Below are 23,067 nucleotides of genomic sequence, written 5' to 3'. Positions count from 1 at the left end.
CGGCGCCGACCGAACCGGGCCGCTCCCGACCGGCTACGGCGTGAGCAGCGGCCGGTACGCGAGGCCCTCCTCGGCGTTGAGCAGCACGTACGACTCCCCGAGGCCGAGCGCGACCTCCCGCAGCCGCGCCAACGCCGCCTCCGCGGTGGGGACTTCGAGCCCGAGGGCGGCCGCGGCCGGGGCCCGTTCGGCGAGCAGCCCGGGGTCGTCCTCCAGGTAGTCCTCGACGGCCTCGGCGTGCTCCCGCGCCGTCAGCTCCCGGCAGTCCCGCCAGAACGGCGCGGCCAGCAGCAGCCGGACCAGTTCCGGCAGTCCGACGGCCAGCAGGGCGGCGCCGCCCTCGGAGTCGGCGTACAGCACGGGCCGTTCCTCGCCGCCCTCCCCGCAGAGGAAGTAGGTGCCGCCGGCGCCGTCCTTGGCCACCACCTCCAGGGCCTCCCCGGATGCGAGCACCACCTCCTCGACGTGCTCGTAGGTGCGGGAGGTGTCGAACTCGCCCGGCCAGGTGAGGTAGTCGTCGGCGGCGGGGTGGGTGCGGATCGCGTCGAGGAGGGACATGGCGGCCACCCTACGGCGCACCGCCGACAGGACGGCCGCCGACGGGAACCGCCGCGGACCGACGGGGGGTTCAGGCCGCCAGCCGCTCCGCCAGGTACTCCTCCCAGGTCCGCCGCCCGTGCTCGGCCCCGGCCAGGGTCAGGTTGTCGCCGGCCCGGTAGGCGCGCCCGACCTTGCCCGGCACCCGTACGGGCAGCTGCCGGCGGCTGCGGCCCCGCGCCGCCAGGTAGCGCCTGGTCAACTCGCCCATCTCGTACACCGTGGGGCCGGCCAGGTCGGGCACCCGCCCGGCCGGCCCGGTCAACGCCGACTCGACCAGCCGGGCGGCGACGTCGCGCACGTCCACGGGCTGCCAGCGGACCCCGCCGGGCGCCGGGACGACCGGCAGCTTCGCCATCTTCTCGACCACCGTGAACGCCAGGTCGTGGAACTGCGCGGCCCGCAGGATCGTGTACGGCAGTCCCGAGCCGGCCACCGCCTCCTCGGCCGCGTGCTTGGCCCGGAAGTAGCCGAGCGGGATCCGGTCCGCGCCGATCACCGAGATGTACACCAGGTGCCGCACGCCGGCCCGCCGGGCGGCGTCGACCAGCAGCCGGGTGGCGGCGTCGTCGCCCTTCGGGCCGCCCGCGAGGTGCAGCACGGTGTCCACGCCGGCCAGCGCCGTGTCCAGCCGCGCGGCGGCCTCCGCCGGGTCGCCGAGCAGGTCGCCGCGGACGTACGCCACGCCGTCGGCGGCGGCGCGCTCCTGCCGGCTGAGGACGCGCACCGGGTGCCCGGCCGCGCGCAGCAGCGGCACCACCTGCCGGCCGAGGGTCCCGGTCCCGCCGGTGACCAGCACCGGGGTCCTCGCCTCGGCGCCCTCCACCTCGGCGCTGTCCACCGAAGCGCTGCTCGCGCCGGCGCTGTTCACCTCGGCGCTGTTCACCGAAGCGCTGTTCACCGAAGCGCTGCGCGCCTCGGGGTCGTTCGCCTCGGGGTCGTTCGTCACGAGATCCACGGTCGTCTCCGATTCGTCCCGGGCCGGGAGTTGATCTCCCCGCCGCCGCCGTTGTTGGGTGGCTCCTGCTGCTCTGACCCACGGCGACGAAGGAATGTGACACGGTGGACGAGAATTCCGCTCCGGAGGCCCGCGGCGCCGGAGCCGCGCTGTTCGAGGAGCACCGCCCGCACCTGAAGGCCGTCGCGTACCGGATGCTCGGCTCGATCAGCGAGGCCGAGGACGCCCTGCAGGAGGCCTGGCTGCGGTACGACCGCACCGACACCACCGGGGTGGAGAACCTCGGCGGCTGGCTGACCACGGTGGTCTCCCGGGTCTGCCTCAACCTGCTGCGCGCCCGCGCCCAGCGCCGTGAGGAGCCGCTGGAGCCCGCCGGGCCGGACGGCGAGCCGGGCCCGCCGCGGATCCCGGATCCGCTGCTGCGGCGCGAGGGCGTGGTGGACCCCGAGCAGGAGGTGATGCTCGCGGACTCGGTCGGGCTGGCGCTGATGGTGGTGATGGAGTCGCTGTCGCCGGCCGAGCGGGTCGCCTTCGTGCTGCACGACCTGTTCGCCGTGCCCTTCGACGAGATCGCCCCGCTGATCGAGAAGACGGCGGCCGCGACCCGTCAGCTGGCCAGCCGGGCCCGCCGCAAGGTCCGGGGGCAGGCGCCCGCCCCGGATCCGGACCTCGGCCGGCAGCGGGTGGCGGTGGACGCCTTCTTCTCCGCCGCCCGCAACGGGGACCTGGACGCGCTGCTGGCCGTGCTCGACCCGGACGTGGTGCTGCGCTCGGACGGCGGGGCGGTCATGGCCCGGCACACGGTGGTGCTCTCGGGCGCCGCCACGGTGGCCGGCCAGGCCGTGCTCTGGGGCACGCTGTCGCCGTTCGCCCGCCCGGCGCTGGTCAACGGCACCGCGGGCGCGGTGGTCATCGGCGACAACGGCCGGGCGCTGTCGATCATGGCGTTCACCGTCGTGGGCGGCGCGATCGTCGGGATCGACGTGCTCACCGACCCGGAGCGGCTGGCCGCGCTGGACCTCTCGGACTTCCGGGACGTCCGGAGCGCCTGAGGGAACGGGGGCGGGCGGGCCACCGCCCGCCGCGGGGTCCGGGTCCAGGTCCGGGTCCGGGTCCGGGTCCGGGTCCGGGTCCCGGTCCCGGTCCCGGGGCGCCGTCACCGCCCGCCCGTCGTCACCACCCCTGCGCGGTCACCCAGGCGGCGAGGTGCCGGGCGCAGTCGTCGACCGACTCCCGCCAGGTCTGCGCGGCGCCCTCCCCGGCCTCGTCGCTGACGTGCTTGACCAGCCGCACCGGCACCCCGGCCCGGTGCGCGACGGCGGCGAGGGCGTAGCCCTCCATGTCGACCAGGTCGGCGTGCTCGGCGAGCCGGTCGCGGGCGGCCGGGTCGGAGACGAACAGGTCGCCGGTGGCCAGCACCGGTCCGTCGCCCTTGCCGATCACCAGCGGGGGGCCGTACTGGTGCCCGGTGAGCTCCTGCAGCGTCGCGCTGTCGAGGTCGTGCTGGATCACCTGGACGACGTGGTGGGTGCCCTCCCAGCCGGGACGCAGCGCACCGGCCGTGCCGAGGTTGATCACCTCGGAGGGCTTCTCGCCCTGGGCGAGGACGGCGGCCAGCGCGGCGGCGGCGTTGACCTTCCCCATCCCGGTGAGCAGCACGGGCAGCCGGTCGTCCAGGTGGGCCGCCTCCTCGCTGACGGCGAGGACGAGCAGCGGACGGTCGGGCGAGATCGTTCCAAGCAGGCGCATGTCCCCATCGTACGGAGCGGGGGGGTGCCGTACCCGGGAACGCGCGCGCCCCTCGACCGGCGCCCCGCCCTCCGCCCGTTCGGCGGGAACCGCGCGGGGTGCGGGCCGCGTCGGACGGTTCGCCACCTCTCCGTACGGGCCCGGGCGGCACCGGGCGACGGCCCGCGGAGGCGTGCGGGAACCGTGCACGACATGCTCAAGATCGGCGCAAGTCGGGTGTGGCCGGGGGGAGTCGCGGCCATACTGCTGCCATCGGCCGGGCCCCGGGGAACGGGCCGGCTCCAGGGGAGGATGAGGCGGGTGGCGACACCAGTAGGCAACGGCGCACCGGGCGCCGGCATCCCGGCACGGCCGGAGCGGCCGCCGGGAGCGGTGGCCGTGACGGGACCCCCGGTGCTCGCGAAACCCGGCGGCCCGGCGGCGCCCGGCCCCGGCGGCGCGGTCGCCCGGCGCCCCCGGGCGGCCGTCGTGACCGGCGTCCGCGCCCGGCTGGCGCAGGCCACCCGGACCGCGCCGGGCCGGCTGCGGCTGGCCGGGGCGGTGCTCGCGGTGCTGACCGTGGCCTTCGGCGCGCTCACCGCCTGGCAGTTGGAGACCAGGGCGCAGGCCGCCGACCGGGTGGTCTCGTACAGCCAGCCGCTGAGCCGGGACGCCGCCGAGATCCACCGCAACCTGGCCGACGCCGCCACCACCGCGGCGAGCGGCTTCCTGTTGGCCGGCGCCGAACCGGCGGACGTCCGGGCCCGCTACGAGCAGGACCTGGCGACGGCCGCCAAGCTGGTCGCCGAGGCCGCCGCCCGGACCACCGCGACCTCTCCCGCGCAGGGCTCACTCGCCCGGCTGAACCAGCAACTCCCGGTGTACTCCGGTCTGGTGGAAACAGCCCGGGCGGACAACCGGCAGGGCATCCCGCTCGGCGGCGCCTACCTGCGGTACGCCTCCGAGCAGATGCAGACCGTCCTGCTGCCGGCCGCCGCCGAGCTGGCCGCCGCCGAGGACAAGGAGCTGGCGGACGACTACGCCGCGGCCACGTCGGTGCCGTGGGGCGCGTACGGCCTGGCGCTGGTCACCCTGGCGGCGCTGGCCTGGGTGCAGCTGACGCTGTTCCGCCGCACCAACCGGGTGTTCAACATCGGGCTGCTGGGCGCCACCGCGGCGGTGCTGGCCGGCGCGCTCTGGCTCACCGTCACCGGGCTGACCACCAGTGCCGCGCTCGAGCGCAGCGACACCGAGGGCGCGACGCCGCTGCGGGCGCTCAACTCCGCCCGGGTCGACGTGCTGACCGCCCGGCTGGCGGAGAACCTGCACCTGGTCGCCCGCGGCTCCACCGCCAAGTACGCCGACCAGTGGACCAAGGCCACCGGGCACCTGGAGGACGCCGCGGCCGGGGACCAGCCGCTGGAGCGGCGCTCCGGCTCGCTCCCGGAGGCCGTCCGGCTCGCCCCCGCGGCCGCCGGACCGAGCGTCCGGGACGCGGCGGCCCGCTTCGACGAGTGGCGCGCGAAGCACGACGCGGCCCGGAAGCTGGAGGTCGACAACGCCGACTACCAGGGCGCCCTGGACGCCACCGTGACGGCCGCCGCCGACGCGCCCACCGCCGACGCGGCCTTCAACGCCACCGACCGGGCGCTGGCCCGGGCCGCCGACGTCGAGCAGCAGCAGTTCACCCGGTCCGCCGAGGGCACCGGCGGGGACCTGCGCGCCACCGCCGTCGCGGCCGCGCTGCTCGGCCTGGTGGCCGCGGCCGCCGCGCTGCGCGGCCTGGGCCGTCGACTGGCCGAGTACCGGTAACCGGCAAGGGGGAAACGGACAGATGCGCAAGGGAACCGTACGTACCAGGCCCGCCGCCGCGGCGGCGCTGCTGGCGGCCGGCGCCGCGGTGCTCGCCGGGGGCGGCCCGGTCGGCGCCGCACCGGCCGGGCCGGCCACCGCACCGGCGGCCGTGCAGCGGACGCAGGGGGAGCAGCAGGACCAGGCCGACTGCGACGTCTACAAGAGCGTCCCGCCGAGCACCGAGGACGGCCCCGCCGTGAAGGCCGTCAAGGCCAAGCGGAGCCTGGTGATCGGCGTCGACCAGAACAGCTTCCGCTGGGGCGCCCGCAATCCGAACACCGGCCAGATCGAGGGCTTCGACATCGACCTCGCCCGGGCCATCGGCGCCGCCCTCATGGGCGATCCGGAGAAGGTGGTGCTCAAGCCGGTGGCGACCGCCGACCGGGTCGACGCCATCAAGAAGGGCCGGGTCGACCTGATCGTCCGCACCATGACGATCAACTGCAAGCGGATGGAGGACGTCGCCTTCTCCAAGCCGTACTTCAACATCAGCCAGCGCGTCCTGGTGCCCAAGTCCTCGCCCGCGAAGGACGTCGACGAGGCGATCAGGGGCAAGCGGGTCTGCGCCGCCGACGGCTCCACCGCCCTGAACGTGGTCAAGGACAAGAAGACCGCCGGACAGGTCGTCACCGTGGAGAACCAGCTGGACTGCCTGGTGCAGATGCAGCTCGGCAAGGTCGACGCCACGGTGACCGACAACGGCCTGGCGGCCGGTCAGGCGGCCCAGGACCAGACCGTGCGGATCGTGGACGGCGAGGCGCAGCCGGAGGTCATCGGCGTCGCCATGCTGAAGGAGAGCCCCGACCTGACCGCCCGGGTCAACCAGGTGCTCGCCGACTACTACGCGCGCGGCGACTGGGCCCGTTCGTACGAGCACTGGCTCAAGCCGTACATGCTCAACGAGGCCGACCGCTACTGGCCGGGCACGCGCTGAGGCGTCCGGGGCGAGGGTCCGGGCAGGGGACGATGGGCGGACGGGGGGCGGACGGGGCGCGCGGGCCGGGGCGTTGACGCGGTCTTGACGCCCCGCGCCCGTTCCGCCCGAACGGCCACCGGCTAGGGTTCGGGACGATCACCGCGGGGAGACCGGTGGTGGACACGGGGGTTGTCGTGGGATCACCCGGCTCGCGCGTCAGGCGCGCCGGGCTCGCACGCGAGGAAGGAAGGACACCGCGGTGGCGGCATCGGCTGGCCCGGTTCTGAGCCGGGAGGAGGTGGACCGCGCGCTCGCGCGCCTCGGCGCGGAGCGGGACGCGGTCGAGTCGGCCCTGCTCTCGCTGCAGGACCACCCCGGCCTGCGGCTGCTGGAGGGCGCCGAGTTGGCCGGTCGCACCCTGGAGCGCTGGTCGGTCGCCGGGAAGGGCCTGCCGCTGCTCTGGGCGCTGTTCGACCGCTACTCCGAGGCGCTGGCCTCGGCCCGCGCCGTACGGGCCCGCAAGGCCAAGCCCGGTGCGCCCGAACTCGCCGAGCTGAGCGAGCTGTTGACCGGGGACGCGGTGACCGTCCCGGGCGGCGCGGTGCCGGACGGGCCGCAGCTGCTGGGCGCGCCCGCCAAGCTGGTCGAGCGGATCAGCCTGGACGCGCTGATGGCCCGGATGAACTCCTGGTACGCCACGGTGCTGGAGGTTGTCAGCGCCGCCGACGCGGTCTGGTCGGCGCTGCCGGCCCGGATCGACCTGCTGCTGGCCGAGCTGCACCGGGTGCGGACGCTGGCCGGCTCGCTCGGCGTGCGGGCGGGCGGCCACCCGCTGGCCGACGACCTGGCCGGGCTGGAGCAGGACCTCACCGAGCTGCGCGCCGAGGTGCACGGGGACCCGCTGGCGCTGTGGCGCCCGGCCCGGGTGCCCGCCCAGCGCGGCACGGTCCCGGAGGGGTCGGCCTTCGCGGGCCCGGCCGGGGTGGTGGACACCGAGCGGTTCGACCGGGCCGGGCGGGCGCTGGACGGCGTCCGGCTGGAGCTGGAGGACCTGCTGCGGCTGCGCGACGAGGCCGAGGAGCGGCTCCAGGGCGTCGGCGACCTGCTGCAGCGGGCCGACGTCACGCTGGCCGAGGCCCGCCGGGCGCGCGGCGAGGTGCTGGCGAAGATAGCGTCCAGCGACGTCCCGGCGGTGCCCGGCCCGGCCTCGGCGCTGCGCGAGCGGATCGTCGCGGCGCTGGAGCTGCGCCAGGCCGGGCAGTGGGGCCGGCTGGCGCCGCTGCTGGACGCGCTGGAGGACGCCGCCGCCAAGGAGCTGGCCCGGGCCCGGCAGTCGCTCACCGAGGTGACCCAGCCGCTGGCCGTCCGGGCCGAGCTGCGCGGCCGGCTGGACGCCTACAAGGCGATGGCCGCCCGGCTGCGGGTCGCCGAGGACCCGGAAGTGATCGAACGGTACGAGAAGGCGCGCTGGCTGCTGTGGAGCGCGCCGTGCGACCTGCGGGCGGCGGCCGCCGCGGTGGCCCGGTTCCAGCAGTCGCTGCGGCCGGCCCAGGCCGAGGCGGAGGCCGCGCAGGCTCAGGAAGCGGCCGGCCAGGCGCCGGTCGACGGACAGGTTCAGGGGGGCTGAGGTTGATGGGCGAGACGTGCGTACGGCCGGAGTGCTCCGGCAGCGGCAGCATCGACGCCGACGGTTACTGCGACGAGTGCGGCCTGGCCCCGGCGGGGACCTCCACGGTCGCCCCGGCGGGCTCCGCGCCGGGCGCCACCCCGGGCTCCCCGACGGCGGGGGCCCCGGCGGCCGCCGGTCCCGGCTCGGCCTGCCCGCGCGACTGCTCCGGCACCATCGACGCGGACGGCTACTGCGACGAGTGCGGCTTGACCCCGCCCGGCGCGGACACCGGCGTCACCCAGCCCTACGTCCCCTCCGCCCGGGTCTCCCCGGACTCCGGCCGCAGCGGCTCGGTCCGCTCGATGTCGGCCCGCACCGGCTCGGCCCGCTCGATGTCCGGCCGCTCCCGTTCGCACCGCTCGACCCGCACCGGCAGCAGCCGCTCGGTCTCGGTGCGCTCCACCCGGGGCAGCGCCAGTGCGGGCACCCGCAACCGGCTGGGCGCCGGACTGGTCACCGTGCCGACCGTCGAGACCGCCGACCCGGCCCGGGCGGTGCTGGCCAACCCCGAGGTGCCCGAGCGCAAGCGGTACTGCTCCAAGTGCGAGGCCCCGGTCGGGCGGGAGAAGAACGGCCGCCCGGGCCGCCCGGACGGCTTCTGCACCAAGTGCGGCACGCCGTACTCCTTCACGCCCAAGCTGCGCCGGGGGGACCTGGTCGGCGGGCAGTACGAGGTGGTGGGCTGCCTGGCGCACGGCGGGCTCGGCTGGATCTACCTGGCGGTGGACCGGCGGCTCGACGACAAGTGGGTGGTGCTCAAGGGCCTGCTGGACACCGGGGACGAGGACGCGCTGGCCGCGGCCGTCGCCGAACGGCGCTTCCTGGCCGAGGTGGACCACCCGAACATCGTCCGGATCATCAACTTCGCCGAGCACCCGGACCTGCGCACCGGCTCCACCGACGGCTACATCGTGATGGAGTACGTCGGCGGCAAGTCGCTCAAGGACATCGCCAACGACCGCCGCACCCCGGACGGCCGGCGCGAACCGCTGCCGGTGGAGCAGGCGATCGCGTACGCGCTGGAGGCCCTGCCGGCCCTGGGCTACCTGCACGGCCGGGGCCTGGTGTACTGCGACTTCAAGATCGACAACGCCATCCAGAGCGGCGACACGCTCAAGATCATCGACATGGGCGCCGTCCGCCGCCTCGACGACGACGGCCCGATCTACGGCACCATCGGCTACCAGGCGCCGGAGATCGCCACCGACGGCCCCTCCCCGGCCTCCGACCTCTACACCGTGGCCCGCACCCTCGCGGTGCTCACCTTCGACTTCCAGGGCTACAGCACCACCTACCGGGACTCGCTGCCCGGCCCCGAGGACGTCGAGGTCTTCGCCCGGTACGAGTCGTACTACCGCCTGCTGGTGCGCGCCACCGACCCGGACCCGGCCCGCCGCTTCGCCTCCGCCGAGGAGATGACCGACCAGCTGACCGGCGTGCTGCGGGAGATCCTCGCCCTGCAGAACGACCGGCCCTACCCCGCGCTCTCCACCCTCTTCGGCCCCGAACTGCGCGTCGTGGACACCGAGTTGGTGCTGCCCACCGAGCAGGCCGGGCAGCTTCGGGTGACCGCCCTGGACCCGGCCGCCGCCGCCCTCGCCCTGCCGATCCCCCGGGTGGACCCGGGCGACCCCAACGCCGGCTTCCTCGCCACCCTGCTCTCCCCCGACCCGGAGGAGGCGCTCGTCGCGCTGGCCGGCGCCCCCGCCGTCTCGGTGGAGAGCCGGCTGCGCGAACTGCGCGCCCTGCTCGAACTCGGCCGCCACCGCGAGGCCGTGACCCACCTCGACGCGCTGGAGCAGGACCACCCGGACGACTGGCGGGTGGTCTGGTACCGCGGACTGACCGCCCTGGTCGGGGCCGCCTCCGAGGGCGAGACCCCGCCCGGAGCCGAAGGGCGCGCACCGGGCCGGGAGCGCCCGGAGGCGAGCGGGCGACTCACCGCTCTGCGGGCCGCGGCCGAGGCCTTCGACGCCGTCTACGACGCCTTCCCCGGCGAGGCCGCGCCCAAGCTGGCCCTCGCCATCTGCGCCGAGCTGCTTGGCGACGGCGGCGACGCGGCCGAGTTCTACCGGCTGGTGTGGGCCACCGACCAGGCCTACCTGAGCGCCGCCTTCGGGCTGGCCCGGGTCCGGCTGGCCGAGGACGACCGGGCTGGCGCGGTCCACGTCCTGGAGTCCGTCCCGGCCACCTCCAGCCAGTACACCGCCGCCCGGATCGCCACCGTCCGGGCCCGGCTGCGCGAACGGGCCGCCACCGACGAGCTGGCCGCCGACCTCGACGCCTCCTCCGCGCAGCTGACCGCGCTGCGGCTGGACGACCGCCGCCGCGAGGAGCTGTCCGTCGAGGTGCTCGGCGCCGCCCTCGGCTGGCTCGGCGCCGGCTCGGCCGGCGCCCGGCGGGGCACCGAGCTGGTGGTGCTGGGACGTCCCGCGCAGGAGCGGGAACTGCGCTTCGCCCTGGAGCAGTCCTACCGGGTACTCGCCCGGTTGGCCGACCGGGCGGAGACCAGGATCGAGATGGTGGAACGGGCCAACCGTGCCCGTCCCAGGACGTGGGTGTAGCCGATGCCGCAGCAGACCGAGTGCCCGAGCTGTTCCGAGCCGATGGACCCGGAGGACGCCTACTGCGGCTCCTGCGGGGCCGGTCGGGACGGCCGGACGGCCCCGGGCGCGATGCCCGCCGGCTGGGCCGCCGCCCGGGGCGGGGCCGTCCCGCAGCAACGCGGGCCGGTCTGCGTGCACTGCGGGCAGCCGCAGGTCACCGCGGACGGCTACTGCGAGGGCTGCGGCGGCGCCCAGCCGCGCCCGCGCGACCACATGGAGAAGGCGCTCGGCGGCGTCGCCGGGGTCAGCGACCGCGGCGTGCGCCACCACCGCAACGAGGACAGCTTCACCGTGGCCGCGACCTCGCTGCCCGGCGGCGAGCCGGTCGTGGTCGCCGTGGTGTGCGACGGCGTCTCCTCCTCCGACCGCCCGGACGAGGCCTCGGCGACGGCCGTCGACGCCGCCTCCGAGTCGCTGCTGACCTCGCTGGAGGCCGGCCAGGACCCGACCGGGGCGATGCGGGCGGCCATCGCCGACGCCGCCAAGGCCGTCGCCGACCTGGCGACCGACGGCGCCGGCCCCGCCCGGCCCGACCTCAACGCGCCCGCCTGCACCTATGTCAGCGCGATAGCCGCGGGCGGCCGGGTCACCATCGGCTGGGTCGGCGACACCCGGGCGTACTGGATCCCGGACGACCGCGCCGCCGCCGAGCCCTTCCGGCTCACCCAGGACGACTCCTGGGCGGCCCGGATGGTCGAGGCGGGGCTGATGGGCGAGGCCGAGGCGTACGCCGATCCCCGCGCGCACGCCATCACCGGCTGGCTCGGCGCCGACGCCGAGGAGGTCGTGCCGCACACGCTCGACTTCACCCCGCACGTCCCCGGGGTGGTGCTGATCTGCACCGACGGCCTGTGGAACTACGCCGAGGCGGCCACCGACCTGGCGTACTACGTCCGGCCGGACGCCCGCACCGAGCCGCTCGCGACGGCACAGACCCTGGTGAAGTTCGCGGTCGCCGCCGGCGGCCACGACAACATCACCGTCGCCGTGCTGCCGATCGACCCGCCGGCCGCCCCGGTCGAGGAGGCCGAGCCGACCCCGACCGCGCTGGACCTGCCGGTCATCACGGCCGGCCGGCCCGTCCCGGAGGACGACGAGGACCACGACCCGACCCTGCCCGACCTCCCGGTGATCGGCTCCCCCGCCGCCCCGCTGCCGCCGGCCACGCCCGCACCTCCGGCGGTGCCCCCGGCGGTTCCGCCCGCGCCCCCGGCGCCCCCGGCACCCCCGGCGGCGCCGGTCGGCCCGGCCGCCGCACCGCCCGTCGCACCGCCCGTCCCGCCGCAGCCGCCGCACCCGCCGACGGCCTGACGGCCGTTCGCGCGACGCCGCGGCAGCACGGTCCGCCGGCCCGGGCCGGCGGACCGCCCACCGTCCTGATCGCATCCACCCCTCACCCGACGGGAGCCGAACGCCCCATGGCAACACTGGCGAAGCCGAACCTGCCCAGGTTCGACGTGGAGATCTTCCAGAACGAGTACCTGGCCGACGGCGCCCGCGAGGTCAACGCCATCGTCACCGTCACCTCGACCGGTGGCGGCACCTCCGGCGGCCGCCCGCTCGGGATCACCGACGCCGGCCCGGCGGGCGCCGATTCGGCCGCGGCCGTGGTGCTCCTGGTGGACTGCTCGGGGTCGATGGACTACCCCAAGACCAAGATCAACGGCGCCCGGGAGGCCACCGCCGCCGCCATCGACGCGCTGCGCGACGGCACCGCCTTCGCCGTGGTCGCCGGCACCCACGAGGCCCGCGACATCTACCCCGGCGACGGCACCCTCGCCACCTCCTCCCCCGCCACCCGCGAGCAGGCCAAGGAGGCGCTGCGCCGCCTCACCGCGGCCGGCGGCACCGCGATGGGCACCTGGCTGGCCAAGGCCGACCAGCTGTTCCTCACCCGGCGCGACATCGCCATCCGGCACGCCGTCCTGCTGACCGACGGCAACAACGAGCACGAGTCGGCGGAGGACCTCGCCCGCACCGTCGAGCGGGTCACCGGCCACTTCACCGCCGACTGCCGGGGCGTCGGCACCGACTGGCGGATCGACGAGCTGCGCAAGATCTCCTCCGCGCTGCTCGGCACCGTCGACATCGTCGCCGAGCCCTCCGGCCTGGCCGAGGACTTCCGCTCGATGATGGCGGGCGCGATGGGCAAGCAGGTCGCCGACGTCGCCCTGCGGATCTGGACCCCGGCCAACGCCACCGTGAAGTTCGTCAAGCAGGTCGCCCCGGCGGTCGAGGACCTGACCGGCCGGCGCGCCGAGGCCGGTCCCCGCGCGGGCGACTACCCCACCGGCTCCTGGGGCGACGAGAGCCGCGACTACCACGTCTGCGTCGAGGTCCCGGCCGCCTCGATCGGCAACGAGATGCTCGCCGCCCGGATCAGCCTGGTGCTGCCCCCGCAGGTCGGCGGCGGCGCCCCCGAGGTGCTCAGCCAGGGCCTGGTCAAGGCGGTCTGGACGGACGACCTGGCCTCCTCCACCCGGATCAGCCCGCAGGTCGCCCACTACACCGGGCAGGCCGAGCTCGCCTCCTCCATCCAGGAGGGTCTGGAGGCCCACCGCGCCGGTGACGTCGACCGGGCCACCGCCAAGCTGGGCGCCGCCGTCCGGATCGCACACGCGACCGGGAACGACGGCACCTACAAGCTGCTGCAGAAGGTGGTGGACGTGGTGGACCCGAAGGAGGGTACGGTTCGGTTCCGTAAGAACGTGAGCGAGGCCGACTCGATGACCCTTGAGACCCGGTCGACCAAGACGGTACGTGTGAAGAAGTGACCGCTGAAGACGTGACCGGGCCGGCACCCCGGCGCGACGCCGCACCGAGCCGGCCCGAAACGAGGGGGACCTGATGCCGATCTGCCCGAGGGGCCACGAGTCGCAGGCCGAGGACTGGTGCGACTTCTGCGGCTTCCCGATGACCCCGCCGGCCCCGAACCCCGGCGCCCACGGCGGCGCGCCGGCCGGGTACGGGCCCGGGGCCGACCCGGGTCCCGGCGCACCCGCCGGGTACCCGCAGCACGGCGGGGCGTCCTTCGGCGCGCCGCCGCCCCCTCCGCCGATGCCGCCGGGGGCCGTCCCGCCGCCCGGGGCACCCCAGCCGCCGCCGGGCGCGTACCCGCCGCCCGGGGCCGTCCCGCCTCCGGGGGCCTTCCCGCCCCCCGGAGCGCAGCAGGGCCTCACGGAGGGTCTGACCCTCTGCCCGATCTGCCGCAGCCCGCAGACCGGCCGCTTCTGCGAGGAGTGCGGCTACGACTACGAGCTCTCCACGCCCTCGCGCCGCCAGGCCCCGGCCGCCGGCCCGGCCCAGCCCGGTCCGGCGCAGCCGCCGCCGCTGAACATCCCGGCGTCGTACGGCGGTGCCCCGCAGCAACCGCAGGCCCCGTACGGCCAGGCGCCGCACGAGCAGCCGCCGGCGGTGCAGCAGGCGGTGGCCCCGCCCGTCCCGCAGCAGCCGCAGGCCCCGGCGCAGCCGCACACCTACGGCTACCCGCCCCCGGAGGGGGCCTTCCCCGAGGCCGCGCTGCGCGAGGACTCCGGCCCGGTGTACGCCCAGCCGGCCGGTCCCGGTCCGAACAACCGCGGCGGTGACTTCGGCACGTCCTTCCACCTCGCGCCGCCGCTGTCGCAGGAGGCGGCCCCGGCCGAGCCGGTGCGGACGACCTGGATCGCCGTGGTCGCGGCCGACCGGGACTACTTCACCGACATGATGGCCCGCAGCGGCCCGGAGGCGGCCGGGCTGTTCTTCCCGCCGTACTGCCCCGAGCGCCGGATCCCGCTGACCGGCCGCGGCCAGCTGCGGATCGGGCGGCGCAGCCAGCACCGCGGCACCGTGCCGGAGATCGACCTGTCCGTCCCGCCGGAGGACCCGGGCGCCTCGCACCAGCACGCGCTGCTCGCCGAACAGGCGGACGGCAGCTGGGTGCTGGTGGACCAGGACTCGACCAACGGCACCACCGTCAACGGCGGCGCGGAGCCGATCGCCCCGCACACCGCGGTGCCGCTGAACGACGGCGACCGGATCCACATCGGCGCCTGGACGACCATCACGGTGCACCGGGCCTGACCGACCCGTCCGGGGTCCGGCGGGGGCGACGTCCGCCGGGCCGCGCGACACTCACCGTGTCGTGCGGCCCGGCCTTGTCGCGGTTTCCTCAGGAGATCCCCAAATTCACGTCCCGGGTGTGCACCTGAGGGTCCGAAAGCCCTACCCTCAGGGCACATGACTGCAGCGATATCCGCCGACGGCATCCGTCAGCGGTACGGGGATGTGCAGGCCGTCGACGGGGTGTCCCTCACCGTCGAGGCCGGCGAGTTCTACGGGATCCTGGGCCCCAACGGCGCCGGGAAGACCACCACCATGGAGATCCTGGAAGGCGTCCGGAAACCGGACGAGGGCCGGATCGAGCTGCTGGGGATGGCTCCCTGGCCGCGCAATCCGAAACTGCTGCCGCGCATCGGCGTGCAGTTCCAGGCCTCCGCCTTCTTCCGGAAACTGACGGCCCGGGAGACCATCCGCACCTTCGCGTCGTTCTACGGGGTCGGCCCCAAGCGGGCCGATGCGATGCTGGAGCGGGTCGGTCTGGCCGACAAGGCCGAGACCCTGACCGAGAAGATGTCCGGCGGCCAGGCCCAGCGCCTGTCGATCGCCTGCGCACTGGCCCACGACCCGGAGCTGGTCTTCCTGGACGAGCCGACCACCGGCCTCGACCCGCAAGCCCGGCGCAACCTCTGGGACCTGCTGCGCGACATCAACGCCGAGGGCCGCACGGTCGTGCTCACCACGCACTACCTGGACGAGGCCGAGGTGCTCTGCGACCGGGTCTCGATCATGGACCACGGGAAGGTCCTGCACACCGGTGCCCCGGCGGCCCTGATCCGCGAGATCGACGACACCGTCCGGATCAGCGTGGCCTCCGGCCAGCTGCCGCTCGAGCGGGCCCGCGAGCTGCTGACCGCGGCCGGCGCCGACCTCGCCACCCTGGAGGACGACACCGTCTCGCTCTCCGTCTCCACCCGCCTTCCGGCCCCGGTGCTCAGCGTCCTGGCCGAGCAGAACGCGCTGCGCGGCCTCGAAGTGCGCGGCGCCACCCTGGAGGACGTCTTCCTCCAGCTGACCGGACGGGAGTTCCGCGCATGACCTCCACGACCTCCACCGAGCCGAAGGTCCCCGCCCAGCGGGGCGGTTCGGCCGGCGCCGCCGGCGAGCGGGAGCGGGTCAGCGCGTTCTGGAGCCTGTCCCGCGCGATGCTGCTCGGCATGAAGCGCGACCGCACCGCGACCTTCTTCATCCTGCTCTTCCCGCTGGTCTTCCTGGTGTTCTTCGGTGCCGTGACCAAGGGGTCCGGCAGCCCGCACGCCAAGGTCGCGCAGGTCGGCGCGGTGAAGCTGTTCGACTCGATGCAGGGCGACGAACGGACCGGGCTGAACGAGGTCCTCACGATCACCAGGACCGACGACGAGTCGGCCACGCTGGAGAAGGTCCGCAAGGGCGACTTCGACGCGATGATCAAGCAGGGCCCGGACGGCAAGGTCGAGCTGCGCTTCACCGCCGCCGACACCGTCCGCGCCGGCGCCGTCCAGGGCATCCTCAACTCGGTGGTCCAGAGCGCCAACCAGGAGGCCAGCGGGCAGAAGCCGGCCTACGTGCTGGACGCCCAGCAGGTCGAGGACAAGTCGCTCAAGCCGATCCAGTTCCTCACCCCCGGCCTGCTCGGCTGGGCCATCGCCACCGGCGCGGTGTTCGGCGCCGCGCTGACGCTGGTCAACTGGCGCAAGACCAAGGTGCTGCGCCGGCTGCGGCTGGCCCCGATCAGCGCGGGCACGGTCGTCAGCTCCCGGATCGTGGTCTCGCTGCTGACCGCGCTGCTGCAGACCACCGTCTTCCTGGTCGTCGCCACGAGCTTCTTCGGGCTCAAGCTCACCGGCGACTGGTGGCTGGTCATCCCCCTGGTGATCTGCGCGACGCTCGCCTTCATGTCGATCGGCCTGCTGGCCGGTTCGGTCGCCAAGACCGAGGAGGCGGCCAACGGCATCTCGCAGATCATCGTGCTGCCGATGTCCTTCCTGTCCGGCTCGTTCTTCCCGCTGGACGGCGCCCCGGGCTGGCTGAAGGCCGTCTCCGAGGTCATGCCGCTGCACTACCTGGTGACCTCCGCGCAGTCGGTGCTCACCCGCGGCGGCGGCGTGATGGACGCGGTGCCGACCATGGGCGGCCTGCTGCTCTTCGCGGCCGTGCTGACCGGCATCTCCTGGAGGCTGTTCAAGTGGGAGGACGCCTGACCGTCCGCCGCTGACCGTCCCCCGCGGACGGCCGGCCCCGCCCGAGGGGGTCGTACGCCTCAGGTCCCGCGTCCCGGGTCCCGGTGTACGGCCCCCTCCGCGTCTGCGACCATGGTCGGGTGAGCGAGATCCGGCGAGGCACGTTGAGCGAGGAGACCTTCTTCGACCAGGTCGGCGGTGAGCCGACCTTCCGACGGCTGGCCCACCGGTTCTACGAGGGCATCGCCGAGGACGAACTGCTGCGGCCGATGTACCCCGAGGGCGACCTCGGCCCGGCCGAGGAGCGCATGGCGCTGTTCCTGATGCAGTACTGGGGCGGCCCGCGCACCTACAGCGACCGGCGCGGCCACCCGCGGCTGCGGATGCGGCACGCGCCGTTCAAGGTCGACCGCGCCGCCCACGACGCCTGGCTGAAGCACATGCGGGCGGCGGTCGCGAGCCTGGAGCTGGAAGCCGACCACGAGCGGCAGTTGCTGGACTACCTGACGTACGCCGCCGCCTCGATGATCAACACCGAGGGCTGAACACCGCGGGAGCCACGCCCGGCGGGGCCGGCCGGTCGGCCCGGGCTACCTCAGCGAGCGGAGCTGCCTCAGCGGCCGGGACTACGTCCACGGGCGGAGCTACCTCAGCGGGCTGAGCCCGAGCCCCGCGCCCGGCGCGGCCGCGGTGCGCACCGCCACCGAGCCCGCCGGCGCGCTCAGCCGCAACCAGCCACCCGCCCGGTGCACGGACAGCGGGGCGCCCGGCGTCAGGAAGCCCATCACGTACGCGGCGTGCACCGCCCGCAGCGGCAGCTCCGGCAGCGCGGACACCGGCCGGGACCAGATCTCGTCGGCCAGCGCGTCCAGCACCGTACGGGTCCGGTGGTGGGCCGGCACGGCCTCGCTGCGCTCGCGGAACTCCCGCACCCCGGCCATGAGTTCGGGGTACACCTCGGCCACCGGCGGGGCCCCGGCCGGCCGCCAGCCGGTGCGCGGCGGCAGCAGTCCGGCCCAGGCCGGGCCGGTCACCGGCGCGGGCAGTGCGACGGTGCCCTCCGCCACGTCCACGCCGTCCAGCAGTTGGCCGGCCGAGACGGTCAGGTCCACCGCCTCGTCGAGGCCGCCCAGCCGCGCGGTGCGGATCGCCAGCGCGCCCGAACCACCCAGCGGCAGCCGCCCGAAGGCGGCCAGCACGCCGTCCTCGGCCCCCGGCCCCACCGCCTGCAGCCGGACGGCCGCCGCCTTGTCGAAGCGCAGCAGGCGCAGCAGGAAGGCGGAGAGGTCGGCGGCCTCCCCGGCGTCGGTCAGGGCGAGACGGGCGGTGACGGTCAACGCAGCTCAGCTCGAATCATCGGGTGCGGTCAGACGGCGGCGGGCACGCCGGCCCGGTCGGCCTGCACGGCCTGCACGGCCTGCTCAGCCTGCACGGCGTGGTCGGCGTCATCGGCGTCGTCCATGAAGCGCGAGAGGAAGGCGCGCTCCACCGGCGAGATCCGGCGCGGCCGGCCCTCGGCCAGGTCGTAGGGGACGACCACGGTGGACGCCCGGACGTACACGGTCTCGGTGCCGTCCTCGGCGACGTCCTTGATCTCGTACGCGACGGTCAGCGAGGCGCCGCCGATCTTCGTCACCCGGGTCTCGATGGTGACCGGCTCCGGCCGGTGCACCAACGGACGCTTGTAGTCGATCTCATGGCGCGCCACCACCGAACCGCCGGCGAACTCCCCGGCGCCGGCCTCGGCGGCCTGGGTGAACATGAAGTCGATCCGGGCCTCCTCCAGGTAGCGCAGGAAGACCACGTTGTTGACGTGCCCGAAGGCGTCCATGTCGGACCAGCGCAGCGGACAGGCGTAGATGTGGCGGGCCACGGGTGTTCTCCTCGGTGTGCGGTCGCCCGCCGCCGCTCCCCCGGCGCCGACGGGCGGCGACGGACGGTGGCGGCGGGCCGCGGCCCGGCAGGCCGCCTGGGGTGGCAGTCTGCCGGGCCGTCGTGACAGCCGGATGTCAGCCTCGGGTCAGCTTCTTGTACGTGGCCCGGTGCGGACGGGCGGCGTCGGCGCCGAGCCGCTCGATCTTGTTCTTCTCGTAGGACTCGAAGTTGCCCTCGAACCAGAACCACTTGCTCTCGCCCTCGTAGGCGAGGATGTGGGTGGCCACTCGGTCCAGGAACCAGCGGTCGTGGGAGATGACCACGGCGCAGCCGGGGAACTCCAGCAGGGCGTTCTCCAGCGAGGAGAGCGTCTCGACGTCGAGGTCGTTGGTGGGCTCGTCGAGGAGCAGCAGGTTGCCGCCCTGCTTGAGGGTCAGCGCCAGGTTCAGGCGGTTGCGCTCACCACCGGAGAGCACGCCGGCCGGCTTCTGCTGGTCCGGGCCCTTGAAGCCGAAGGCCGACACGTAGGCGCGGGACGGCATCTCGACCTGGCCGACGTTGATCCAGTCCAGACCGTCGGAGACGACCTCCCAGAGGGTCTTCTTCGGGTCGATGTTGGCGCGGCTCTGGTCGACGTAGCTGATCTTGACCGTCTCGCCGACCTTGACCGTGCCGCTGTCCGGGGTCTCCAGGTCCTGGAGCATCTTGAACAGGGTGGTCTTGCCGGCGCCGTTCGGGCCGATGATGCCGACGATGCCGTTGCGCGGCAGGGTGAAGCTCAGGTCGTCGATCAGGACCTTCTCGCCGAAGGCCTTGTTGAGGTTCTCGACCTCGATGACGACGCTGCCCAGGCGCGGGCCCGGCGGGATCTGGATCTCCTCGAAGTCCAGCTTCCGCATCTTGTCCGCCTCGGCCGCCATCTCCTCGTAGCGGGCCAGACGGGCCTTGGACTTCGCCTGGCGGCCCTTGGCGTTGGAGCGGACCCACTCCAGCTCTTCCTTGAGGCGCTTGGCGCGCTTCGCGTCCTTCTGGCCCTCGACCTTCAGACGCGACTGCTTGGTCTCCAGGTAGGTGGAGTAGTTGCCCTCGTACGGGTACGCGCGGCCGCGGTCGAGCTCCAGGATCCACTCGGCGACGTTGTCCAGGAAGTACCGGTCGTGGGTGACGGCCACGACGGTGCCCTTGTACTTCTCCAGGTGCTGCTCCAGCCAGTTCACCGACTCGGCGTCCAGGTGGTTGGTGGGCTCGTCGAGCAGCAGCAGGTCGGGCGCCTCGAGCAGCAGCTTGCAGAGCGCGACGCGGCGGCGCTCACCGCCGGAGAGCTTGGTGACCGGCCAGTCGCCGGGCGGGCAGCCCAGCGCGTCCATGGCCTGCTCCAGCTGGGCGTCCAGGTCCCAGGCCTCGGCGTGGTCCAGGTCCTCCTGGAGCTTGCCCATCTCCTCGAGCAGGGCGTCCGAGTAGTCGGTCGCCATCAGCTCGGCGATCTCGTTGAAGCGGTTGAGCTTCCCCTTGATCTCCTTGACGCCGTCCTCGACGTTCTCCAGAACGGTCTTGGACTCGTCCAGCGGCGGCTCCTGGAGGAGCATGCCGACGGTGAAGCCGGGCGAGAGGAAGGCGTCGCCGTTGGACGGCTGCTCCAGGCCGGCCATCATCTTCAGCACGGTGGACTTACCGGCACCGTTGGGGCCCACGACGCCGATCTTCGCTCCGGGGAGGAAGCTGAGCGTCACGTCGTCAAGGATGACCTTGTCTCCGTGAGCCTTGCGCACCTTGCGCATCGTGTAGATGTATTCCGCCACGTGAGATCGCTCCGGCGTCGTCGGGAGTAATTCGGCTTGCAGCCTTCCATTGTGCCGCACCCGGCCGGGAGCCCCGAACCGCCGGGGTGCCCCTCGGGGGTATCCCGGCCCGGCGCGCGCACCGCGGGCGCCCGGCCCGGCACTCACCGCCCGCAACGCGAAGAGCCCGGCCCCCCGCAGTGGTTGCGGGGGGCCGGGCTCCGCTCAGGGCCTCAGGAGGTCAGTGCCTCCGGGGCTCGTGGAGCGGATCAGGCGGTGGTGCGACCGTGGCGGCCACGACGGCGCAGGACGAAGACCGCGGCGCCACCGGCCACGACCAGGCCACCGGCGACGGCGGCGAGGATCGGGGTGGAGTCACTGGCACCGGTCTGGGCCAGACCGCCGGTGCCCGGGGCGGTGCTGGTGGGCGCCGGGGTCGGCTGGCCGGCACCGGTGCTCGGGGTGCCGGACGGGGTGCCCGACGGAGTGCCGGTCGGGGCCGGGGTGGACGGGCCGGGGGTCGGCGTGGTGCCGGTGCCGGTCTTGCAGTCCAGGACGCCCTTGAACTCGCGGCTGTAGCCGTTCGGGCCGGAGACGGTGATGTCGTACGCGGTCTTCTCGTCGACCTTGACCAGCACGCTCTCGGTCTTGCCCGGCTGGACGGTCAGCGACTGCTTGCCGACCGTGACGGTGCCGGCCTCGTCACCACCGTTGGTGACGGAGACGCGCACGCCGCCGTTGGCGCACTCGACCTTGGCGGTGCTGTCGATCAGCGCGCCCTTGCCCTGCTTCCAGGTGGCCTTGGCGGCGTCGGCGACGTTCAGCTTGGTGGAGCCGGCCAGGATCATGGTCTGGCTGTGCTCCTCGCGGGTGTACCCCTTGCTGAGGAAGACACGGCCGCTGGGGACCACGGTGGAGGCGCTGGCGGTCACCGTGACCGAGCCGTCCGGGGTGCCGGCCGGCACGTCCAGGAACAGCTGGGTGTCCTTCGGGATCGGGCCGGTCACCGAGCCGCCGACCGGCTTGTTGTCCGCGCCCAGCAGCTTGACCTTGTCGGTGGCGTCGCCGGTGACGGCCAGCTTCACCTCGGAGGCGCTGGAGTTGAGGGTGAACGGGCCGAGCTTGCCGCCGGACTTGCCGGAGACCGAGTCCGGGCTGAGGGTCAGCGAGGGCTTGGGCTCCGCGGCGATGCCCTTGTTGGCGGCACCCGTCAGGTAGTCGCGGAGCTTCTTGGCGTTCTCGTCGCGCGGGACGGCGTTCTTGTTGTCCGAGTACTTCCAGATCGCGGCCTGGGTGCCGGCGGCGGCGGCCTCGGGGCTCAGGCTGCCCGCGCCGGCGGCCTTGGCGAGCACGGTGAGGTCCTTGACCTGGGGGTACGAGTTCTCCAGGATCCAGCGGATCTTGGCGGCGGCCTCGACCTTGTTCTTGTCGCCGAGGGAGCTGGAAGCCCAGTCCGACTCCTGGTACTGGATCTTCTTCCGGATGTCCACCGGGAAGCCGAAGTCGATGCAGTACGTCTGCAGCTCACCGTCGGCGGTCTTGAGCGTGAACAGGCCGCCGTCGACGGTGCCCTCGCCCTCGACGTCGATCTTCTCGCTGATCATGGTGGGCTGCACCACGGCGGTCACACCCGCACCCGGGGTGTCCGCGGCGACCGCCGCACCGGCCGCGAACAGCCCTCCGCCCAGCGTCAAGCCGGTCGTGAGCATGACAGTGGTTATCCGGGACAGACTCCGCCCCTGCCTCTGGAACATCTGGGATCCCTCCGGGCCGGACCGCCGCCGATGGGGCGGGCCCGCCGACTTGCCGTGCCGCGCGTGCCCCCTGTGGCACTGCTGCGGGTTTGAACCAGACGAATCCTATTGACCCCCAGAGGCCCCGAAACCCCCATGCGAAATCAGGACAGTTCCGTATCTGGATCGTTATCAACCCCCTCAAGTTCCACACAAGCTGACGGACGACCAGAAACTCCTCGCCACTTTCTGTTATCCGGTCAGGATTGCGCGAGCGGGCGCAACAGCATTCTCGATCAACATATTTGTCGACAGAGCAGGTCGCCGACCGGTCAGTTCAGCGCCGCCTGTTCGCCACCTCCCCGTCCACTCCCGGACACCTCCTCCGGACCGCCCGTCGCCACCGAGCCCGCCGCCGGGGCCATCGCGGCGGCCTTGCGCGCCTCCAGTGCGCTCACGATCCACTCCGGCACCGCCTCGCCCCCGGGCTCCGCCGCCGCCGGGGCGCCGCCGCCCATCGGCTGCCCGCGCACCCCCGCGGCCCAACGGAACGCCGAGGTACCGCGGGTGAGGTCGTGTCCGACCGATCGGGCGTCGATCTCCACCCGTGTCCGCTTCACCTCGCCCTCCGTCCACTCCCGCACCCGCAGCCGACCGCTCACCAGCACCGGATCGCCCTTCGCCAGCGAGCCGATCAGGTTCACCGCCAACGCCCGCCAGGCCGTCACCGTCACCCACTGCGTCTCGCCGTCCACCCAGCACTCACGCTGCCGGTCGTACCGCCGCTCGGTGCAGCCGAGCCGGAAGTGGGCCATCGGCACCCCGCCGGCGGTTTCCCCGTAGCTGACCTCCGTCGCGACATTGCCGAGCACCGTCACATGCGTCTCGCTCACGGCACACTCTCCGTTCTCGCCGATGCACCGTACGGAATCGACCGGTGCGCGTTGAGCGTGTACTTCAGGAGAAATCCGGGCCAGTGACTTCCGAAATCCTGTGGATAACTCGACCCGGTGGGAATCAGTTGTCACTCGCAGGGGTGAATTTCGGCCTTCCCGGGAGCGCTTCGCCCTCGCCTCTTCGCGGCCATGACAACAAA

Annotated in this window: 19 protein-coding genes; 11 read left to right on the top strand and 8 right to left on the bottom strand. The window is 74.1% G+C overall.

Translation table 11 applies throughout. The annotated features are described in order from the left end of the window. Positions 1-33: 33 nt before the first annotated feature. Both ACIRD3_RS20365 and ACIRD3_RS20360 read right to left on the bottom strand, forming a co-directional pair. Positions 34-558 carry a hypothetical protein gene (locus ACIRD3_RS20365; protein ID WP_402218378.1) on the bottom strand — a complete coding sequence of 175 codons (525 nt, stop codon included), beginning with the start codon at positions 556-558 and terminating at the stop codon, positions 34-36. A gap of 70 nt (positions 559-628) precedes the next feature. Further along, positions 629-1,423 (bottom strand): SDR family oxidoreductase, encoded by a 795-nt coding sequence (locus ACIRD3_RS20360; RefSeq protein WP_402218836.1) that lies wholly within the window; start codon positions 1,421-1,423, stop codon positions 629-631. A 236-nt stretch (positions 1,424-1,659) separates the two neighbouring features. Here ACIRD3_RS20360 and ACIRD3_RS20355 point away from each other — a divergent pair, with 236 nt between their 5' ends. Beyond that, positions 1,660-2,607, top strand: coding sequence for a sigma-70 family RNA polymerase sigma factor (locus ACIRD3_RS20355; protein WP_402218375.1), 948 nt, complete (start codon positions 1,660-1,662; stop codon positions 2,605-2,607). A 121-nt stretch (positions 2,608-2,728) separates the two neighbouring features. On the opposite strand, the gene ACIRD3_RS20350 is transcribed toward ACIRD3_RS20355, so the two are convergent. Further along, positions 2,729-3,304 (bottom strand): nucleosidase, encoded by a 576-nt coding sequence (locus tag ACIRD3_RS20350; RefSeq protein WP_402218373.1) that lies wholly within the window; start codon positions 3,302-3,304, stop codon positions 2,729-2,731. A gap of 378 nt (positions 3,305-3,682) precedes the next feature. On the opposite strand from ACIRD3_RS20350, the gene ACIRD3_RS20345 reads away from it, so the two are divergent. The 10 genes from ACIRD3_RS20345 to ACIRD3_RS20300 all read left to right on the top strand — a co-directional run bounded on the left by ACIRD3_RS20345 (position 3,683) and on the right by ACIRD3_RS20300 (position 17,130). Next, positions 3,683-5,095: a hypothetical protein gene (locus ACIRD3_RS20345; protein WP_402218370.1), complete on the top strand. Its 1,413-nt coding sequence runs from the start codon at positions 3,683-3,685 to the stop codon at positions 5,093-5,095. 22 nt (positions 5,096-5,117) lie between these two features. After that, positions 5,118-6,071, top strand: a complete 954-nt coding sequence (locus ACIRD3_RS20340) for a glutamate ABC transporter substrate-binding protein (protein WP_402218367.1) — start codon at positions 5,118-5,120, stop codon at positions 6,069-6,071. Between the two features lie 241 nt (positions 6,072-6,312). Further along, a complete protein-coding gene (locus ACIRD3_RS20335) occupies positions 6,313-7,680 on the top strand; it encodes a hypothetical protein (RefSeq protein ID WP_402218364.1) in 1,368 nt (455 codons plus the stop codon). A gap of 5 nt (positions 7,681-7,685) precedes the next feature. Beyond that, complete coding sequence (locus ACIRD3_RS20330; protein ID WP_402218361.1) at positions 7,686-10,286, top strand: tetratricopeptide repeat protein; 2,601 nt, start codon at positions 7,686-7,688, stop codon at positions 10,284-10,286. Between the two features lie 3 nt (positions 10,287-10,289). Further along, positions 10,290-11,639: a PP2C family protein-serine/threonine phosphatase gene (locus ACIRD3_RS20325; protein ID WP_402218358.1), complete on the top strand. Its 1,350-nt coding sequence runs from the start codon at positions 10,290-10,292 to the stop codon at positions 11,637-11,639. A 107-nt stretch (positions 11,640-11,746) separates the two neighbouring features. After that, positions 11,747-13,102, top strand: coding sequence for a VWA domain-containing protein (locus ACIRD3_RS20320; protein ID WP_402218355.1), 1,356 nt, complete (start codon positions 11,747-11,749; stop codon positions 13,100-13,102). Between the two features lie 73 nt (positions 13,103-13,175). Beyond that, positions 13,176-14,390 carry an FHA domain-containing protein gene (locus ACIRD3_RS20315; protein WP_402218353.1) on the top strand — a complete coding sequence of 405 codons (1,215 nt, stop codon included), beginning with the start codon at positions 13,176-13,178 and terminating at the stop codon, positions 14,388-14,390. 156 nt (positions 14,391-14,546) lie between these two features. Continuing rightward, positions 14,547-15,464: an ABC transporter ATP-binding protein gene (locus tag ACIRD3_RS20310; RefSeq protein ID WP_402218350.1), complete on the top strand. Its 918-nt coding sequence runs from the start codon at positions 14,547-14,549 to the stop codon at positions 15,462-15,464. Then, on the top strand, positions 15,461-16,606 hold the full coding sequence (locus ACIRD3_RS20305) for an ABC transporter permease (RefSeq protein ID WP_402218347.1): 1,146 nt from the start codon (positions 15,461-15,463) through the stop codon (positions 16,604-16,606). The genes ACIRD3_RS20310 and ACIRD3_RS20305 overlap by 4 nt, the downstream gene beginning before the upstream one ends. Before the next feature lie 119 nt (positions 16,607-16,725). Continuing rightward, the gene (locus tag ACIRD3_RS20300; protein ID WP_402218345.1) at positions 16,726-17,130 is read left to right on the top strand and encodes a globin; all 405 of its coding nucleotides are present in this window, start codon (positions 16,726-16,728) and stop codon (positions 17,128-17,130) included. Between the two features lie 99 nt (positions 17,131-17,229). On the opposite strand, the gene ACIRD3_RS20295 is transcribed toward ACIRD3_RS20300, so the two are convergent. The 5 genes from ACIRD3_RS20295 to ACIRD3_RS20275 form a co-directional block, all read right to left on the bottom strand. After that, positions 17,230-17,922: a hypothetical protein gene (locus ACIRD3_RS20295; protein WP_402218342.1), complete on the bottom strand. Its 693-nt coding sequence runs from the start codon at positions 17,920-17,922 to the stop codon at positions 17,230-17,232. A gap of 29 nt (positions 17,923-17,951) precedes the next feature. After that, a complete protein-coding gene (locus ACIRD3_RS20290; protein ID WP_402218340.1) occupies positions 17,952-18,458 on the bottom strand; it encodes an acyl-CoA thioesterase in 507 nt (168 codons plus the stop codon). Between the two features lie 136 nt (positions 18,459-18,594). Next, on the bottom strand, positions 18,595-20,259 hold the full coding sequence (gene ettA / locus ACIRD3_RS20285; RefSeq protein ID WP_402218337.1) for an energy-dependent translational throttle protein EttA: 1,665 nt from the start codon (positions 20,257-20,259) through the stop codon (positions 18,595-18,597). A 248-nt stretch (positions 20,260-20,507) separates the two neighbouring features. Beyond that, positions 20,508-21,947, bottom strand: a complete 1,440-nt coding sequence (locus ACIRD3_RS20280) for a Cys-Gln thioester bond-forming surface protein (protein WP_402218335.1) — start codon at positions 21,945-21,947, stop codon at positions 20,508-20,510. Between the two features lie 356 nt (positions 21,948-22,303). Continuing rightward, positions 22,304-22,864, bottom strand: a complete 561-nt coding sequence (locus ACIRD3_RS20275; protein ID WP_402218332.1) for a single-stranded DNA-binding protein — start codon at positions 22,862-22,864, stop codon at positions 22,304-22,306. Positions 22,865-23,067: the final 203 nt, after the last annotated feature.

The sequence above is a fragment of the Kitasatospora sp. NPDC093550 genome (assembly GCF_044764985.1).
GTDB lineage: Bacteria > Actinomycetota > Actinomycetes > Streptomycetales > Streptomycetaceae > Kitasatospora.
Note: the sequence above shows the minus strand (reverse complement) of the source record. Positions and strands in the feature narration are given on the sequence as shown.

What these genes read in the sequence shown, in the direction of transcription:
- ACIRD3_RS20365 (WP_402218378.1), bottom strand. Translation starts at nt 558, where the DNA reads ATGTCCCTCCTCGACGCGATCCGCACCCACCCCGCCGCCGACGACTAC.
- ACIRD3_RS20350 (WP_402218373.1), bottom strand. Translation starts at nt 3,304, where the DNA reads ATGCGCCTGCTTGGAACGATCTCGCCCGACCGTCCGCTGCTCGTCCTC.
- ACIRD3_RS20340 (WP_402218367.1), top strand. Translation starts at nt 5,118, where the DNA reads ATGCGCAAGGGAACCGTACGTACCAGGCCCGCCGCCGCGGCGGCGCTG.
- ACIRD3_RS20330 (WP_402218361.1), top strand. Translation starts at nt 7,686, where the DNA reads ATGGGCGAGACGTGCGTACGGCCGGAGTGCTCCGGCAGCGGCAGCATC.
- ACIRD3_RS20325 (WP_402218358.1), top strand. Translation starts at nt 10,290, where the DNA reads ATGCCGCAGCAGACCGAGTGCCCGAGCTGTTCCGAGCCGATGGACCCG.
- ACIRD3_RS20320 (WP_402218355.1), top strand. Translation starts at nt 11,747, where the DNA reads ATGGCAACACTGGCGAAGCCGAACCTGCCCAGGTTCGACGTGGAGATC.
- ACIRD3_RS20315 (WP_402218353.1), top strand. Translation starts at nt 13,176, where the DNA reads ATGCCGATCTGCCCGAGGGGCCACGAGTCGCAGGCCGAGGACTGGTGC.
- ACIRD3_RS20310 (WP_402218350.1), top strand. Translation starts at nt 14,547, where the DNA reads ATGACTGCAGCGATATCCGCCGACGGCATCCGTCAGCGGTACGGGGAT.
- ACIRD3_RS20305 (WP_402218347.1), top strand. Translation starts at nt 15,461, where the DNA reads ATGACCTCCACGACCTCCACCGAGCCGAAGGTCCCCGCCCAGCGGGGC.
- ACIRD3_RS20280 (WP_402218335.1), bottom strand. Translation starts at nt 21,947, where the DNA reads ATGCTCACGACCGGCTTGACGCTGGGCGGAGGGCTGTTCGCGGCCGGT.